The organism is Vibrio sp. 10N, from assembly GCF_036245475.1.
Classification (GTDB): Bacteria; Pseudomonadota; Gammaproteobacteria; order Enterobacterales; family Vibrionaceae; genus Vibrio.
This window is the reverse complement of record NZ_BTPM01000002.1, coordinates 546,472-563,275: the sequence shown is the minus strand read 5'-3', so window position 1 is coordinate 563,275 and position 16,804 is coordinate 546,472. Positions and strand designations below refer to the sequence as shown.

At 46.7% G+C, this 16,804-nt stretch carries 13 protein-coding genes; 4 read left to right on the top strand and 9 right to left on the bottom strand.

The genetic code is table 11. The features are described 5' to 3' along the window. Positions 1–2,661 carry a hypothetical protein gene (locus tag AAA946_RS18675; RefSeq protein WP_338166282.1) on the top strand — a complete coding sequence of 887 codons (2,661 nt, stop codon included), beginning with the start codon at positions 1–3 and terminating at the stop codon, positions 2,659–2,661. Positions 2,662–2,713: 52 nt separating this feature from the next. On the opposite strand, the gene AAA946_RS18670 is transcribed toward AAA946_RS18675, so the two are convergent. The 8 genes from AAA946_RS18670 to AAA946_RS18635 all read right to left on the bottom strand — a co-directional run bounded on the left by AAA946_RS18670 (position 2,714) and on the right by AAA946_RS18635 (position 12,307). Then, positions 2,714–4,237, bottom strand: coding sequence for an eCIS core domain-containing protein (locus AAA946_RS18670; RefSeq protein WP_338166281.1), 1,524 nt, complete (start codon positions 4,235–4,237; stop codon positions 2,714–2,716). Positions 4,238–4,442: 205 nt separating this feature from the next. After that, positions 4,443–5,825: an ATP-binding protein gene (locus AAA946_RS18665; RefSeq protein ID WP_338166280.1), complete on the bottom strand. Its 1,383-nt coding sequence runs from the start codon at positions 5,823–5,825 to the stop codon at positions 4,443–4,445. A 184-nt stretch (positions 5,826–6,009) separates the two neighbouring features. Further along, on the bottom strand, positions 6,010–6,294 hold the full coding sequence (locus AAA946_RS18660) for a putative quinol monooxygenase (protein ID WP_338166279.1): 285 nt from the start codon (positions 6,292–6,294) through the stop codon (positions 6,010–6,012). A gap of 55 nt (positions 6,295–6,349) precedes the next feature. Beyond that, entirely contained in the window at positions 6,350–6,691 is a 342-nt protein-coding gene (locus AAA946_RS18655; RefSeq protein ID WP_338166278.1) for a hydrogenase maturation nickel metallochaperone HypA/HybF, read from the bottom strand. A 69-nt stretch (positions 6,692–6,760) separates the two neighbouring features. Next, the gene (locus AAA946_RS18650; protein WP_338166277.1) at positions 6,761–9,463 is read right to left on the bottom strand and encodes an FAD-dependent oxidoreductase; all 2,703 of its coding nucleotides are present in this window, start codon (positions 9,461–9,463) and stop codon (positions 6,761–6,763) included. 11 nt (positions 9,464–9,474) lie between these two features. After that, positions 9,475–10,146: a hydrogenase nickel incorporation protein HypB gene (gene hypB / locus AAA946_RS18645; RefSeq protein ID WP_338166276.1), complete on the bottom strand. Its 672-nt coding sequence runs from the start codon at positions 10,144–10,146 to the stop codon at positions 9,475–9,477. 12 nt (positions 10,147–10,158) lie between these two features. Next, entirely contained in the window at positions 10,159–10,731 is a 573-nt protein-coding gene (locus AAA946_RS18640) for a HupE/UreJ family protein (protein WP_338166275.1), read from the bottom strand. Between the two features lie 394 nt (positions 10,732–11,125). Continuing rightward, the gene (locus AAA946_RS18635; protein WP_338166274.1) at positions 11,126–12,307 is read right to left on the bottom strand and encodes a sugar efflux transporter; all 1,182 of its coding nucleotides are present in this window, start codon (positions 12,305–12,307) and stop codon (positions 11,126–11,128) included. A gap of 192 nt (positions 12,308–12,499) precedes the next feature. Between AAA946_RS18635 and AAA946_RS18630 the strand changes: the two genes are divergently transcribed. Further along, positions 12,500–13,402: an AraC family transcriptional regulator gene (locus AAA946_RS18630; RefSeq protein ID WP_338166273.1), complete on the top strand. Its 903-nt coding sequence runs from the start codon at positions 12,500–12,502 to the stop codon at positions 13,400–13,402. Positions 13,403–13,446: 44 nt separating this feature from the next. On the opposite strand, the gene AAA946_RS18625 is transcribed toward AAA946_RS18630, so the two are convergent. Continuing rightward, on the bottom strand, positions 13,447–14,496 hold the full coding sequence (locus AAA946_RS18625; protein ID WP_338166272.1) for a cysteine synthase A: 1,050 nt from the start codon (positions 14,494–14,496) through the stop codon (positions 13,447–13,449). A 273-nt stretch (positions 14,497–14,769) separates the two neighbouring features. Between AAA946_RS18625 and AAA946_RS18620 the strand changes: the two genes are divergently transcribed. After that, entirely contained in the window at positions 14,770–15,612 is an 843-nt protein-coding gene (locus AAA946_RS18620) for a patatin-like phospholipase family protein (protein WP_338166271.1), read from the top strand. A 156-nt stretch (positions 15,613–15,768) separates the two neighbouring features. Next, positions 15,769–16,791, top strand: a complete 1,023-nt coding sequence (locus AAA946_RS18615; protein WP_338166270.1) for an AraC family transcriptional regulator — start codon at positions 15,769–15,771, stop codon at positions 16,789–16,791. The last annotated feature ends 13 nt before the right edge of the window (positions 16,792–16,804 follow it).

The following is a 16,804-nucleotide window of genomic DNA, read 5'->3' as shown; positions in this document are numbered from 1 at the left end:
ATGAACGACTATTTACTCGACTTTTACTATGACCCAAAGCGAAGACAGCGATTTACACAGCTGTGCAAGTTGGTTGGGTTAGTGTTTATTGTCTGGCTATCCTTTATTGCGCTCTCATCAAACATTGCTCACGGCGATACTGCGAGCACTCAACCTATAAGCTGCGAGGCAAGTCTGCCGACGAAGGACAGCCGTTATCAAGGGCGAGTCATACAGCAACAACTTAATGCGCTGTATCAGCACAACAAAGCCTTTCAGGCTGCGCTCAAAACCAACGGAAAAATGCTGACTGATGGAATTTTTGGCCCTGTCACTCATAAGTGGCTAGTGTACTTCTGCAGTGAATTCGATGTGGCCACCGCCTATCAAGTTGGTGGCGCGCGCAACACCACTTTTGTCGATACAACCTTAATTGATTTAGGTCGCGCTACCGAGATCAACGCACTATTCCCAGATTGGCGTGATAGTATCCCGGCCGCAGAGGTGCTCAGGTTAAGTTCCCAGCAGTTGCAACAGTTACTCGCACCTAACACGAATAACACCGAAAGTGCCCCTGTGGAGCCAAGTACCAGCAATACGGCAGCCATCACTAGCTATTATTTCCAACTCACTGACGAAGACCTTAATCGACAAGCGACTTTAAAAGCACTGATGGCACTTGCTAAACAACAGTTCCCCGAGCGAAGTAGCTTATATAACGAACTGGTCAAACTCATTGATCAGTTAGACGCCACGTTCAACCCAGCTCTCAATTTAAATACGTACATTCAATTGCAAAGCTTAAACCACACTAGTGAATCCAATAGTGAAACCGAAGCTACCAGCACCAGCCAAACAAGCAAGAATGCTGCCGCAAGCACGGATGCCAGTGCGACATCGGGCAATTCAAAACCCGCTAGTACCGCTTCTAGCTCTAGCACGAGTTCATCAAGTACCACTGCTGCGAGTTCTGACAGTACATCTAGCACTAGCACATCTGACTCGAGCGCCAGCAATAGCGACAGTCCTGTAACGCAAACCAACACAACGAGTACCACCAAAACCACAGCGCCACTGGTTCACTGGCAGCTAGACAGTAACGCCCTGTTTGCAGAGCTTAAAAAACAGGCGGTCTTCGCTATTCCCGCTAGCTTGCAAAAACAGTTGGTGCCGCTCGCCAATCAAGTGTTTGCCAGCCAGTATTTGTTTGAATCCGCGATGGCTCTTGAAGGCGTTGACCTCACCTCACCAGATGTCGCCAATGTCATCCAAGTCGCTTATAAGCAAGGAATAGCGCAAAACGACGCCTCTCCGATTCTATGGCAGGCGACTGAAGACTGCGGTTGCCAAGACAGTCGGCTGTCCATATTCAGCGATGCCACCTTTTACGGCTTTTACCCATATTGGGCAGGGGGTGATAATGCACAAGTCATCAATTTTAGTCAGCTAGACCGAATTGGCCTGTTTGGCGCCGTCGCAAAACCAAGCAGCAGCGGCAGTTTGTTAGCACTGCCACCTAATTGGCAAGCGGACAAACAGTACACAGAGTTTATACGTACTGCCCATCGCTATCGAAGCCAAGTGGACTTAGTGATAACGACACCCAGAGACCTCTCTGAGCTTGAGCTTATCGAGTTGCTCAATCAAAGTCTGATTGACCAAATAGTCGATGCTATCACGACACCTCTCGATAACACGCTGATTAACCGAATGAAACCAGTCATGACACTCGGGATGAAACCCGTGCCAACCATAGGTGACGGCGTCACACTTGACATTGATGTAAGCCGACTAACCACCACAGCTGGTCACAATGCTTACCTTAATTTCGTTCGCGAACTCAAACAGGCACTCCTTAAGAGTCAAGGTGATGACATAACGAAAAGCAGTGAGGTGATTGCTCAACCAAGTGATAGGTTTTTCCTAAACATCGTCGTGCCTGTTGATTCGCTACTGAGCGAGAACACTCAAAACTTCTATCAATTTAATCATGTCGACACACTTACTGAAATTGCCAACCATCTCATCATGCGCCCTCACGTGCAGCAAAGCAGTGACAGTCAATCACTGAGTGCAGCGGAGAAAGCACAACAGGAACGCCATCAAATACAACAGCTGCATAATTGGCTGAGCCATCAAAGTGAACAGCTTAAGGTCGAGCACATGTTTAAAAAAATGGTGCCGATGTTAATCACTCAAGACAACCGCCAATCAGAAACTGAACTCATGCAACTACTTCGGTTGTCGAGCTGGAGCTTTATCGGAGCGGCTTACCAGCCCATTCCTTTAAATGCGCTGAGTCAGGAGTTGGTGAACCAAACATTTTATCCAGACTCACCAGCGTTTTTACCGGCTTTTCAAGCTATGGAAGCCAAAATCACCGCATTGATGGATTGGGTTTGCCCCAACCGCTGGCTTCTTCGAGCCATCCTATTTGTCGTCTTTACCGCCATCGCTGCTATCTTGGTTATCAGCAAATGGTATTACCCAATTAGACCCTATTTGCTTAAACAACCCTTTGTACTGCTCTGTGTCGGTTCTCTAGCCACGCTGATGCTGGTGTTCATTGCTGATCCCTATTTTGCAGAATACCGAGTGGCAATCCTACTGGGTTTCATGGCGGTGATAATTTGGATATTGCTATTAGTGAGATGGTTAACTGTTGAGGGGGATAGGCCCTAAGTATCCAAAACTTAGGGCCTATCCAGAGGTGGATTCAATGGGCGCGCGGAGGTTACTTCACCGTCAAGGTGTCCGTTCGTTTGGCATCTTTGACTGCTTCTTTGGCATCATTTCTTAATGTTGTATAACTTGCTCGTCTTATTGGATTAATTTCACCGATGGTTGCAGCGAGATTATCCGCCCCATTATGGATATTTGCGATTTGTTGCAAATCCGTAAGGTGACTATCTCCGACTATGTAACCATTGTATCCTTTAGTTGGATTCGCCGTTTTGTATGCTTGGTTCTGCGTATGAATACCGGATATCTGTGTCAGTGTGCGAGCTAAAGCAGCAACCGCATGCATCCTTCCTAAAATTCGGTCTCCACCATGATATTTGGCCGCCGCAATATCCGTAATAAGTTGCTGCGATTGAGGGTTAGTGTGCACCGGCGCAGCCATAACTGCCCCTAGCCTTGCCGCTAAATGATTGAGCGTTTGGTTGAGGATATGCCCTAACCCATCGTTAATATTGCTCGTGGTGGTTCTGACCCACTGCTGCCTTGCAGATACTTGCTCCAAGCCTTGTGGTCCGGGTACCAAAACGTGAGGACTGGTTGGGTTGGTCGCGACTCTACTTAAAAATCCCGTTGTTTTTTCTGTATTCCATATCCCTTTAAGCGTTGCATCGGCATACTTAAGTACCGAAGCCTCATTCAACCCACAATGCTGCAGCACCGCAAACCCGCTCCCATTGGGGTAAAGCGCATCGACCTGTGCTTCAGTGATATTATGTTGTGCTGAAGACAGGGCAATAGATCTAAGAAAGACAGCCATATTACGTACTTGGGGATCTTCGATATGAGTTCTCGTGTCTTTCGGTGCTCGGGTTCCGCCTTCGGAGTGGCTGCCATACCCAATTAAGTTATCCTCCGCCCCCCATCTGGGTGAGTTGCCGCTGGCAATGCTCTCGGCATTTTGCATAACAGACTTAAAGTCGCCACTGGCCTCCATACTCGTCTTCATTAAAGTGCGCCAACTCCCTGGTGCATTCCAATGGTTTCTCTCAACCAATGCAGCGGCTAACTTACTCGGTTCGACTTTTACCGCCCATCCAAAACCTGAGCGCCCTAACAGGTTAGTGGTTCTTGTTACTTCTATTTTCTTTTCACCATGTGCTTCACCAATAACTGCCGAAGAAAAACACTGGATTGGGCTGTTGTCTGATGCGCTCCCTTCACCCAGCTTTGAAGATACACCGTACGACTGGCGTTGAAGTGCTTTGGCGCCTAATTCGTCCGCCTCTTTTTCTAACGCAGGATCGTCATTAATCTGCGTTTTTCCTTTTAGCTGTTTCGTCGGTTTGACCCGACCTTGCATCTGCTGAACAACGTGGCCTAACTCATGAGGGAGGTGTTTCTCTTGTCCGGATGCGAGATGAATGTCACTGCCTTGTGCATAGGCATGAGCCTGCACTGTCGCGGGTTTACTGGAATTATAATGCACTTTAACGTGGTCGAGATTCATGCCACTTAGGCTTTCCATGCCTGATTTTAGATTGTCTGGCAGTCCCGTTTGGTTTGCTTTTCTTTGCAATGCACTCGTAGCGCGATTATCTTCCAAAGCCAAAGAAGGGCTACTATTTTGCTTGCGTTGGACGGACTTACTTATGGCGCTTTTTTTTGCCGTCTCCTGCTCAGTAAACACAGTGATTACCTCGAACGATTACAATGAGTTAGTAAAAGTGTAGAAGCTCTCAGCCAATAAGCAACCAAATGACTATTGAGTTAATGTTCTCACCCTAGACAAGCTTATTATCTTTCTTTAACTCAGTTCGAATACTGTCAATGATATCTTGGTGATACACGACTTTCTCTCCACGTCGAATAGCGGTTAACGCACATTGACGCAGTACGTTGATGACCTGTCCACCAGCTATTGCATAGTCTTCAGCAATGCTCGTGAGGTTGACATCATCCGCGAGATCGCAAACATTGCTAAATGCTTTTTCCCAGAGCAATAAGCGCTCCTCTGGTCCTGGGATCGTAAAATAGACCATATTCTGAAATCGACGCGTAAAGGCCTCATCCATGTTACTTTTTAGGTTAGTTGCTACGATGACAGTCCCTGGAAAGTCCTCTATTTTTTGCAATAGGTACCCCGTTAGTTGGTTTGCATGACGGTCATTTGAACTGCTCGCTTCGGTTCTTTTTCCAAATAGAGCGTCGCCCTCATCAAAAAACAAAATCCAATCTTTGTAACTGGCAGCATCGAATACTCTCGATAAGTTCTTTTCCGTTTCACCAATATACTTTGATACCACCATAGATAAGTCGACCCGATACACTTCTCGACCTGTCACTTTGCCCAATAGAGCAGCCGTCAGTGTTTTTCCGGTACCCGGTGGGCCAAAAAAGACCGCTCTATAGCCTGGTTTTACCTTCTTGGCCAAAGACCACTCTTGCATCAGCGTATCGCCGTGGGATAACCATGCACGCAACTCCTCTATCTTGGACATGACCGAGTACTCCAACACTAAGTCGTCCCACTCTAATGGCGTATCAAGGTGATGAGCTGGAAAACTGGCACTCAACTCAGGGCGGTGTTGCTCCCCGCTGATAAAATAATTGAGCCACTGTTCAGACAGGTGAAAAACGCCTGCCAAAGCTGGGGCGCCTGGATCGACGTGCAATAACTCGATGACTTGTTCGGCCATGAGTTTGTGGTTACTGGAAAGTATTGATGCAGTGTGAAGACGCCATTCCGGATTATTGGCACTAAGAAGAAAGTTAAGCGTTTGTCCCGTAGGCACAAACCCATTGTGAGTACGGTCTACCACACCACCAAACTCAGTAAACGGCCTATCAATCAAGCCATTAACACCAAAAAAATAATCTAACGCATCAGGCCTTATAGAAGGGGCCATTGCCAATGCAAGTGCAAGTCTTTCAAATTGGTTTAAACGCCAATCCAAAATCGTATCGGCGTAGACACTATCACCACGTTTAAGCTGTGGCGCCTCAATATCGAGCCAGTGCTTCTCATGCCCTTCTTGCTTAAGGTAACTGCAAATAACTTGCCCGATGACTTGCGCTAACCAGTCTACCTCTCGATACAAGGCCAACAGGTTTTGCTGTTGCTGACCATTAACCGTTAAATCAGTATTCCAATCCAATACTGCCATATCTGCTCCTGCTATCCTTGCGCAAGCCTCATGACTAAAAATGGCTTCAGTCATGATTTAATTGAGCCTTTAATATCATGTGGTTAGCAGTATAGGAGAGATGATCAGAACCTCAAGCAAGAACCTTGGTTAAGAATGTGAGTTGAATTCAAAAAAGGCCAATGAAGTTTCAAGGCAACGAATACTATTCCGCTTCAGTAGAAACCGTGTAGAAACGTTTTACATTCACCGTCACTCGTCCCCAATCGGAATCGGCGACGCGCGCTTGGTGATACTCGAATGCCGCTTTGTTTACGAACTCTTCGTAAACACTAAATCGGGTTGGCTGATTAGTATCTTGCTCTACCGTAAACACCAGACAGCCCGGTTCGGCATAGGTCAGCGCTTTGTGTTGATGCAGCGCTTCTATCACGACAGAAAGCTCATCTTCCGGCACCTCGATATGACCTTTGAGGATCGTTTTTGACATAGTACTCCCTTACAACGTCACTTTGTTACACTGTCATTTTGTACCATCACTACGCTCAACATGCCAATATTTGTTTAATATTGAACTCCTTACCGGATAGAAGCCCCCATTCTTTACTTTGGCACTCAGGGCAAATGGAATGATTTTTCAAAACCGCAAAAACCTGCCCACACCCCCTGCAACGTGCATTCGCTTCAATGATCTCAATATCTAACTTAGTCTGTTCCAGTTCCGTGCCGTCCACTGCGACGGGATAACACGCCTCCACGTACTTGGGGATCATCGATGACAACTCGCCTATTTGCAGCACTATGGTATCTACGGCGGTAACCTGATGCTGCTTGGCAAAGCGCTGCACCGTTTTCACCACTTCAATGACGACTCCTAGTTCATGCATGGCACCTCCCTATCGGCTGGCAACCGTTCGATTGCCAGCGAATTTAGCTTACCTACCCTATCCAATATGCTATCCAATCGGCATCAAGGATTTGATTTTCTTGATTGGTTTATACATGGTCACTTTCACTTTACGCTTAATGGCATACTTGATAATTTGCTTACGTGCGTCACGCAGTTCACTGCCTTCCGCGTCATACGCTCTCACCAATGAGATGGCACCAAACTTACACTTGGTTGTACAAGAGCCGCAGCCTACGCACATAAAATCATCCGTAGTTACCACGCCACAGCCTAAGCAGCGCTCGGCTTCTTTTTGTACTTGTTCAGCGGTCAGATTACCGCGCAAGTCACGAAACGTAGTGCGAGACTGAGCGCCATCCACGTGGTGTAAAGTTTGACGCGGCGCCGTGTCATAGCCCGCCAATTGCACATTCGATTTATCAAAAGAAGTATAAGCCCGCTCTAGTCTGCCAAGTCGCAGGCTTTGACCTGGTTGAACATAACGATGAATAGAAATCGCCCCCTCTTTCCCCTGTGCAATCGCATCAATAGCAAACCTTGGGCCTGTTAACGCGTCACCACCGACAAAAATATCTGGCTGTGCCGTTTGATAAGTCACTTCGTCCGCCTGCACTTGTTGATTTGGCGAAACTGAAACATCACTTCCGTTTAATAGCTCGCCCCAATCAATTGCCTGTCCGACGGAAATCAACACACGATCCGCTTTGACATAGCGAACTTCGCTCTCATCAAACACAGGGGAAAATCGCCCTTCGGCATCTATCACCGACAAACAGCGTTTGAACACCACACCAACGACCCTGCCTTCTTCGCTCACGATACGTGACGGTCCCCAACCGTTGTTGATTGTGATGCCTTCATCTAGCGCCTCAGAGATTTCCTCTCCATGAGCGGGCATTGTTGCTCGACTTTCCAAGCAGTACATCGCAACATCTTCGACCTCCGTTCTTACAGCCGTTCGCGCCACATCAATTGCGACATTCCCGCCGCCAATCACCACAATGTTGCCCTCAATCGTTGAGGGGTGGCCAAGGTTGATATCCCGAAGAAACTCGACGCCCGTCATCACGCCTTTTGCATTGGCCCCATCAATGGGCAGTGCTTTGCCTTGCTGCGCACCGATAGCTAAGTAGAACGCGCGATAGCCTTGCTGACGTAACTGATCCAGCGTGACCGAGTGTCCGACATTCACACCGGTGCGAAACTCGACGCCTAGCTCTCTAAGTACCTCAATTTCCGCCTCTATCACATTCTTTTCTAAGCGATAAGAAGGGATCCCAAGCGTTAGCATACCTCCCAGCGCAGGCTGCTTCTCAAATACGGTCACGCTATAGCCTTCAACTGCCAAGAAGTACGCACATGACAAACCGGCAGGGCCGCTGCCTACTACCGCGATTTTCTTATCGGTATAGTTATGGCGCTTAGTGGGGATATAACGAGTGTCTGAATCTAAGTCTTGCTGCGCGATAAATTTTTTAATGTCATCGATGGCAACAGGATCATCGATATCTCCGCGAGTACATTCAGACTCACAATTGCGTGGACAAATACGGCCACAAACTGCCGGCAGTGGGTTTTCTTGCTTGATCAGCTCAAGAGCTTCAATGTATCTACCTTGCGACGCTAATTTAATGTAGCCCTGTATACCGATATGGGCAGGACAGCCCGCTTTACACGGTGCAGAACCGTCGTCGTTAGCGACCTGACGATTCACACGATAGTCGGGATTAAACTTATCGTCTCCCCACTCATTGGTGTATGGAAGTTCTCGTTCTGGTTTGATTTTGGGCTGAGTGGCACAAAGCTTTTGCCCCAGTCTGAGCGCGTTGGTTGGGCAGGTCTCAACACACTCTCCGCACGCTACACATTTGGTCTCATCAATCTTCACCACATAGTTGGATCGAATCATGTCGGGGTTTTGCCACTGCTCTGCCAACCGCAAAGCAAAACAGCCACATCCGCAACAATTGCAGATGGCGTGCGTCTCTCCTGAACCGTCAAAATTGGGGATTTGATGCATCAAGCCGTTTTCTTCTGCTTTGCGCAGTACCGCTTTGGCCTCATCTCGGGAGATTTCTTTGCCTCTGCCAGTGCGAATGTAGTACTCAGCGGCATGCCCCATCTGGATACAAATGTCGTCTTTGATATGCCCACAGCCCTCCCCCTGAGCTTCACGTGATGCTCGACATGCGCAATCGGACAGCGAGAACACGTGGTTGTCATCAAGGTATTTAGACACCTCCTCATAAGAAGCGCTCCTAGTATCCCCATTAATCGCGGTTTCGATAGGAATAACCCGCATCGGCCCTTTTCCAATGGGAACATTACCTGCAGCAATGGGGCCGCGCTTCTTACCAAAGTCATCAAACGCTTTGCCAAGCTGCGGGTATTGCTCAATAAGAGCCTTATTGTTGACCACCATCTCCATATGGCCCGGCACCCATACGTCATGCCAGTACTTGTCAACACCATCGATTTTATTCACGAACGCCGCACCTATTACGGCGAGTTCCCAAAGCAAAGTCTCTGTTACTTCGACAGATTTACCACATTTCTTGGCGACCTCAACTGCGCTCAGTGGCTGTTTTAATTCCAGTGCCAGTCCCACCTCTGCCATTTCATCACTCATGATGGGCTCAAAAATTCGGTACTCCGGGTCCGTGGCAGTGACAGCGCGCTTCGACCCATCCTTGACCATACTGATTTTATTCGCGTATGAGATTACCTTCTGCTTAACTACCTGTTCCATCGCCTTGCCCCTTAGTTAGCATTCCAATCACTCACTTGCTGACATAACCACCCAGTCCAATCCGCTATACCTGCGCCTGTTTTGGCAGAGATGGCAAAGATTTGAATGTCAGGATTAAGTGCTTTGGCGCGCTCTATGACCGCATCTAAATCGAAATCAAAATACTCCAGTGTGTCGATTTTATTAATTAGCAACACATCGCAGATCGAGAACATCAGTGGGTACTTGAGAGGCTTGTCGTCCCCCTCTGGTACACTCAAAATCATCGCGTTTTTTACTGCCCCAGTATCAAACTCAGCTGGACAAACAAGGTTGCCTACATTTTCGAGTATGACTAAGTCGAGTTCATCGGCTTGCAGTCCCTCCAAGCCTTGTGCGGTCATATCAGCGTCTAAGTGACACATGCCACCTGTATGAACCTGAATAACTTTAACGCCTTGCTTTGCGATAGTATGAGCATCAACATCCGAGTCGATATCCGCTTCCATGACACCAACACGAACGTCATGTTTGATTTGCTCTAAGGTTTGAACCAAGGTCGTGGTTTTACCGGATCCTGGAGACGACATTAGATTGAGAAGGAACAGCTTGCGTGCTTTTAGAGAGTCCCTCAACAAGTCTGCTTGACGATCATTGTTTTCAAACACACTCTCTTTAATTTCCATTACTTTGAAATCTGACATCACCCTTCCCCTCTAGCCAATAACGCCAATCAAAACACCACAACTCACAATAGCTGCTGCCAATTTTTGTGACGACACCAACTTCACCAATTGACTCCCTAGTACCATGATGACGACCGACCCCATCAACATCCCAATGGCAAATGTAGCTAGAGACGCATGACCCACTTCAACGCCGTGAGCCCAGCCATGGATGGAAACCGCTAACAATGAAGTTGTCACAAGTGCTTTTGCCAGCCAAGAGCCCGAGTTAAGCTTCCAGACAGCAAACCCGGCGACGAAAACTGAGCCTAGTATCAAGGCTTCCATCACACTGCGGGCCTCCCACCAAAGTCCAAATACAAAGCCAGCCCCCATCATGCAAAGAGCCGCTAGGATAAATAACCCGCCTTTTAACTTTTCAAAGCAAGACATTTGGCTAGCTATACCCATGGCAAGCAAGATCAACAGATGATCCAGCCCGAGGAAAGGGTGGAAAAAACCATTCAATAACGAAACTGATAGCCCGTCATGAATGCCGTGAGCGTGTGCGAATGGCGATACCAAAATCACCGCTACACTGAGTAACTTCATTACCTTTTTCATTGCAGTTTCCTTCCATATTTAAAATGAAATTAGAGTAAAAGCTCTATTTTGTAAAAACAATAATATGGAATCACAATGGTTTGCTGTGATTGCTCTCTCAAATACGAATTAGGGAAATGGCTAGATAAGAAACATGTTCAAATTTGCTACAAAGATCGAATTTATATGCGGCTATTTATTTAGGTAACGTCCAGGAATATAAAGAAAAAACCCGAAGCAAACTGCTTCGGGTAGATGCTTGACCAATGCGAATAACAAGTGAGTCAAGAAAGTGGAAGAACTATAGAGCTTCACAAAAAAGTTAGCAATCTCTTCTCGCATACCATTTAAATTAGGCAACACATCTTGTACTTCAACCAAAACTAACAATCTGATTGTTTGTTTACTATTCCACCTACTGTAGAACAGAACTTTGTGTTGCGTTCCCACTCTCTTGAGCAGCAAAGTACACCAATAATAATAGTGAACCTGCTGCACAAACTAAACAGACATAGAAAGCGTCGAAATAGCTATACAGCTCCCCGACCACACCAACGGAAAGACTCGCCAACAACATGCTAATTTGTAGCAGACTGGTGAACAGCGTTGATGCCGTACCTAAACGCTCTTTCATCATATCCTGCAACGCTACCATGCCGAGAGTGGCGGTAATACCAATGAAAATACCATTGAGGATTTGCGCGGCGAGTAATTGCCAAATCTGGGTAACATTGAGCATGACGAGATAGAATGCGGTACCACTAACTAAAGAAATAAGTAGCAGCTTCATGGTCCCAAACTTTATCGCCATGCGCCCTGCTTTTATCATGATTGGCAATTCGCACAGTGCTGCCATACCAAACATATAGCCCACCCAACTGGCATCAACGTTTAGCTCCTGTGATAAGTAAAGGGGCATACTGACGATATAGAGATTGTTGGCACAGAACATCAATATCAACGCAAGACAAAAAAGCGGTACCTTACTTCCAATCGGCGCACGAGGCTTGGGTTCTGACGTTTGTGGTTTAACGATACTGTTTGGCAAATAGAGCGCGGCAAGCACCATAGCGACTAACGTTGCGAAAGCTGCAATTAAAAACGAAGCGCTATAGCCAAAATGAGCTTTTAACGTGAATGCCATAGGAGGGCCGACTACCCAAGCAATCGCCGTTCCTGCTCGCATAATTGAAAGAAAGCTGGCGCTGTCCTTAATATGCTCATCGGCATACTCTCGCCCTAAAGCGAACAACTGGCCAAAAATAGCACCACTCACACTACCAAACACGACGGCAAAACCCACCGCGAGATAATAGTTACGAGTAAAGCTAAAACCCAGCACCGTAATTAAGTAGCAACCAAGCGCAACCAGCAGTATGTGTTTTCTATCCCAACCTTGATCAGACTTCATCGCGATGTATTGCGACACAATAACGGCCGAGAGAAATGAAGCAATCATGTAAACACTGAGCATGGTTGGGCTTGCGCCCAGCGCTTCAATAACAAACAGACTAGAAAGTGGATAGAAAAATGACCCACATATCCCAGCGACAAAGGTCATTATCAAAAAAATGATGGATTCTTTGGTTTTAAACATAGCGCGCTCCCCTCGCTTAGCCGTTTTACTCATTCGGTATAGTCGTTAGTTTACGGTCACTCCTCTTAAATCATTAATGGCAATCCGTCGATTGTTGATACTTTTCATTCATTTAATGAATTGGTTTTGACTGAATCGGCTAACTTTCTTATTCTGATGACAATTCAAGGACGAGAGTAAGGACGACAGAGCGTGAAGCCGCTGATAGAAAACGTGCTAAGTGAAAACGACTTTAATTGGTCGGTTAAAGAGTTTTATTGTCACAGTGGTAGCGCACAGCGCACCTGCACTTGGCATTACCATTCTGAGTATGAGCTGGTGTTGTATCGAGATCCTCAAAAGCAGGTCTCTGGTCACTATTTTGCTGGCGATTCCGTGAATGATATTCACCACAACTGTTTACTTTTATACGGGCCCGGCCTGCCTCATATGGTGACGGGCTCAATCAAAAATTGTCAGCAACCAGAGCACAGCACCCTAATTCTCTGGTTTCGACACCAATGGATAGAATCACTCATTGAAACGCTTCCTGAGTTCAGGCACTTAAAGCGAATACTTGCCAAAGCGGCCTGTGGCTTAACCTTTAGCGCAGAGACCGCAGAGTTTATTTATGAACAGCTACGCCATTTAGAGCAGTATGAGACGCACCATCAGCTTATCAGGGTGCTACGCGCACTCAGTGCATTAGTCGATGATGAAAATGCGCAAGCACTGTCGATTACGCCTTATGGAATGCAGCATATTGACGATCATGAATCAACAAGGCGTGTCGAACTGGCTCGACGTTTTATCGAGCAACACTACGCCGAACCAATAAAAGTCGGCGATTTGTGCCAAGCATTACACATCAGTGAGAGCTCCGCCTATCGATTGTTTGAGCGTCACTTTCTGGAAAATTTTAGTGAACACCTAAAAAGGTTTCGGATTGGGAAAGCGTGTGAGATGTTGGTCAATGGCGATATGCCTGTGGCATCGATTGCAGAGTTATCAGGGTTTAATAACGTCTCGAACTTTAACCGACAGTTCAAAGGCGTTAAAGGGATAACGCCATCCCAATTCCGAGCGCAGTACTTAACTGGCAAAGTGACCGCTTAACCGGCATCAATTACCGGTTAATAGTTGCTGCACGTTTCTAAGAGTTAGACGTCAACCACCATACTGCCATCTTCCGACTGGTAGCGAGACCATAGTTCAGCCAGAGTCTCTTTGTTAAGCTCAATTTCCTTATCCTTCAAAAACGCTTCATTGTATAACTTGGAGTACGAACGCTCAGCCAGATCGCAGCTGAAGGTAACAATAGTCTTTCCCTTACCCATTCTTGCGGCTGCATAGAGAGCCCCAGCTACATTTAGTGCAGAGCTACTGCCTAATAAAATACCGTCGTGCTCGGAAACTAGGCGCGATATCGTTACCAAGTCCTGATCCGGCAAAGTGATAGCATGATTGATTTTGGCCTGCCTGAAGTTCTCCACTTCTCGCATGATACCAATGCCTTCCGTGAAGGAACTGCCACTTGACTGATACTGCCCAGACTTCAGAAATAAATAAATACCCGAACCATCAGGGTCGACTAACCAGGTTTTACAGCTTGGCTTTTGCTGGGATAAATAATGAGAGTTACCCGCAATGGTTCCACCCGTCCCAGCCACCGTAACAAGAGCATCAATCTTACCCTCGGTTTGCTGCCAGATTTCCGGGCCAGTATGCAAATAGTGAGCTCGGTAGTTGCTCAAGTTCTCGAATTGATTGGCCCACCAATAGTCGTCGTGCTCAGCACCAATACGCTTAGCGGTATGGTAAAAATGATCCGGGTTTGAAAAAGGGCAAGGGTCGACCAACAGCAGGTCTGCACCATGCAAAGCAACCATACGCTCTTTTTCTTGCGCTTGCCCTTTTGGCATAACCACCAGCATTTTATAACCCATTGACTTGGCCACCAATGCCAATCCAATACCGGTATTACCCGCAGTCCCCTCGACAATCGTCATGCCCGGCTTGAGCTCGCCACTATCAATCGCATCTTTCACGAGCTGAAGCGCCGCCCTATCTTTTATCGAGCCTCCAGGGTTTTGATGCTCGCATTTAAGGAGAATGTCACAGCCGGATATTTCGGAAAGACTATTGATTCGAACTAAGTCGGTGTTACCGATGAGTTCACTAACATTGTTTGCGATAGGGGCAAAGGACATAACCGCTCCGTTTGGTATCAGATTCACTAATTAATCGATTTGTTACTTGAACATCATAAGCTTAGCCGCGCAGGGTGTGGAGTCAAGACTGGGCATTAGCGGGATCATAGCGACAAGTCGACTTACTTGTCATATCGACAGAAACGGATTTTAATAGAGCAAATCACCCAATTTTTGATATGTTACATCTGAGAACCTAGACAGCTGACCAAGAACTTGGCGAAAACTTAGGATTCAGGGATACCGTAAAAAGAGTAAAGGAATCAAATTTAAATGACACTCAAACCAAAACACGCTTTGGTCGTTGAAGGCGGCGCGATGCGAGGCATATTTGCGGCTGGGGTTTTGGACGGCTTTATCGATCATAACTACAACCCATTTGATTTCTGTATTGGTGTGTCTGCAGGCGCAACCAACATCGCTTCTTGGCTATCAAATCAGCGTGGACGAACCTATACCATCATTGCCGACTACTCTTGTCGTCCTGAGTTTATCAACTTTGGTAAGTTTGCGAGAGGTGGGCATTGGTTAGATCTCGACTGGCTCTGGGATCATATTGCATTGCACTACCCCTATGATATGCAAACCTTTAGCAAGCAATCTATTCCCTTCCATATTGTGACCACCGATGTCACTACGGGTGCCCCTGTCTATACATTAGGCACTGAAAGTAATTTAGAAAGCATACTCAAGGCATCTTGTTCACTGCCCGTTGCCTATCGAACCCCTATCAGTTACGAAGGTCGAAAAATGATTGATGGCGGAGTGGCTGACTCTATCCCAGTTGTTGAGGCATACAAAAAAGGGGCAAGAGTCATCACAGTAATCCTGTCTCAAAAGCAAGGCTATATAAAGCGTCCCCCAAAGGCACCATGGATACTCCGCCGGCTGATGAGAAACACACCCAAACTCGCGGAGGCTATGATTAATCGTGCCGAGCAATACAACCAAACGATGGCATTCATTAACAATCCTCCAAAGGATTGCACAATCAAAGTGATTACACCCGAAGATAGCTTTGCAGTGGGCAGGCTAACGACAAACAAGGACAAGCTTGAAGCTGGGTATCAAATGGGATTAAGCGCTGCGCACAAAGTGGCTGCGCAAGAGACCTAACTGCTGCTTCCCAATATTCGGCCTTGGCTTACTAACGGCTGACCATCAGGCAGCCTTCATATTCGACAACCATGGTGTTGGTTTTCTCTATAGTAACCCTGGCAAGCAACCTGTGATACATTTGTCTTCATAGCTCATTGTGTGGGGGAACTTTTCATGGATATGGCGAATTTCGTTGGGCCGATCGTCACAGCTGGCGACTACAACCAAGACATATTAATGAATCTCAGGAAGCTGTTCCGGCAGTTTAAAGTCGTCAATGCCGTAAGCGTAGAGATTGATCAGTTACTTATTGAAAATCAGAGTGTTGACATCGCTAGGCTTAAAACCTTGCAACGAGAATCAATAGAATCATTGATACGTGAAGGCCATTGTGAAGCCGGCTTTGCATTGGGGAAGTTATTTTCAATCGAGAGTTTCGGTAGCTTCAACATTGCATTACAAAGTTCACCTAATCTTTCCAGCGCCATTCGTTTACTCTCTTTGTATACACCTCAATTAGAAGCCATTTTAAAGATCAGGCTCTGTGAAACCTCTGGCACTCTATTCATCGACTTTCAACAACAAGAGCAAACCCAACCTTGGCAGTACGAAGATGCGCTTGTGGCTTGCTGGCAACTATTATTGCAATTAACTGGCGCTCCATTGAAAGCACAAAGAGTCAGCATACAGGCCCCGGAGTCCGGCAATCGCCTAGAGCTCACAACGGTGTTTTCTGTCGATATAAACTTCGATGCCAAGCAAACATACATTCAATTGTCTGCCGAAGATTGGGCAAGGCCAACGGGGGCGCCATCGCCGTTAATAACCTCACTGTTCCAGTCTTGGACTGAACAAGATGACCAAAGTAGTAACCAGTTTCTCTCGGATATTTATCGTTCCATTTATCAACTATTATCGCTGCGCGATCAGCAACTCACGTTACCTAACATCGCGAATCAACACCATTGCAGTGTTGCAACTATGAAACGGCGGTTAGCGAAGCACAACAAGACGTTAACTCAGATGAAAGACGAAGTTTCGATGCTGGTCTGCTACCACTACGTCACCATGACAGTACTGCCCTTTTCGAGTGTTGCCGAGTGGCTTAGTTTTAGTGATGGAGCGAATCTCTGCCGAGCATGTAAACGTTGGTTTGGTATGTCACCCAGTAAGCTCAGAAAACTAAGTAGCATGTAGGTTCATTTGTTTA

What these genes read in the sequence shown, in the direction of transcription:
- AAA946_RS18675 (WP_338166282.1), top strand. Translation starts at nt 1, where the DNA reads ATGAACGACTATTTACTCGACTTTTACTATGACCCAAAGCGAAGACAG.
- AAA946_RS18665 (WP_338166280.1), bottom strand. Translation starts at nt 5,825, where the DNA reads ATGGCAGTATTGGATTGGAATACTGATTTAACGGTTAATGGTCAGCAA.
- AAA946_RS18660 (WP_338166279.1), bottom strand. Translation starts at nt 6,294, where the DNA reads ATGTCAAAAACGATCCTCAAAGGTCATATCGAGGTGCCGGAAGATGAG.
- AAA946_RS18655 (WP_338166278.1), bottom strand. Translation starts at nt 6,691, where the DNA reads ATGCATGAACTAGGAGTCGTCATTGAAGTGGTGAAAACGGTGCAGCGC.
- AAA946_RS18650 (WP_338166277.1), bottom strand. Translation starts at nt 9,463, where the DNA reads ATGGAACAGGTAGTTAAGCAGAAGGTAATCTCATACGCGAATAAAATC.
- hypB (WP_338166276.1), bottom strand. Translation starts at nt 10,146, where the DNA reads ATGTCAGATTTCAAAGTAATGGAAATTAAAGAGAGTGTGTTTGAAAAC.
- AAA946_RS18640 (WP_338166275.1), bottom strand. Translation starts at nt 10,731, where the DNA reads ATGAAAAAGGTAATGAAGTTACTCAGTGTAGCGGTGATTTTGGTATCG.
- AAA946_RS18635 (WP_338166274.1), bottom strand. Translation starts at nt 12,307, where the DNA reads ATGTTTAAAACCAAAGAATCCATCATTTTTTTGATAATGACCTTTGTC.
- AAA946_RS18625 (WP_338166272.1), bottom strand. Translation starts at nt 14,496, where the DNA reads ATGTCCTTTGCCCCTATCGCAAACAATGTTAGTGAACTCATCGGTAAC.
- AAA946_RS18620 (WP_338166271.1), top strand. Translation starts at nt 14,770, where the DNA reads ATGACACTCAAACCAAAACACGCTTTGGTCGTTGAAGGCGGCGCGATG.
- AAA946_RS18615 (WP_338166270.1), top strand. Translation starts at nt 15,769, where the DNA reads ATGGATATGGCGAATTTCGTTGGGCCGATCGTCACAGCTGGCGACTAC.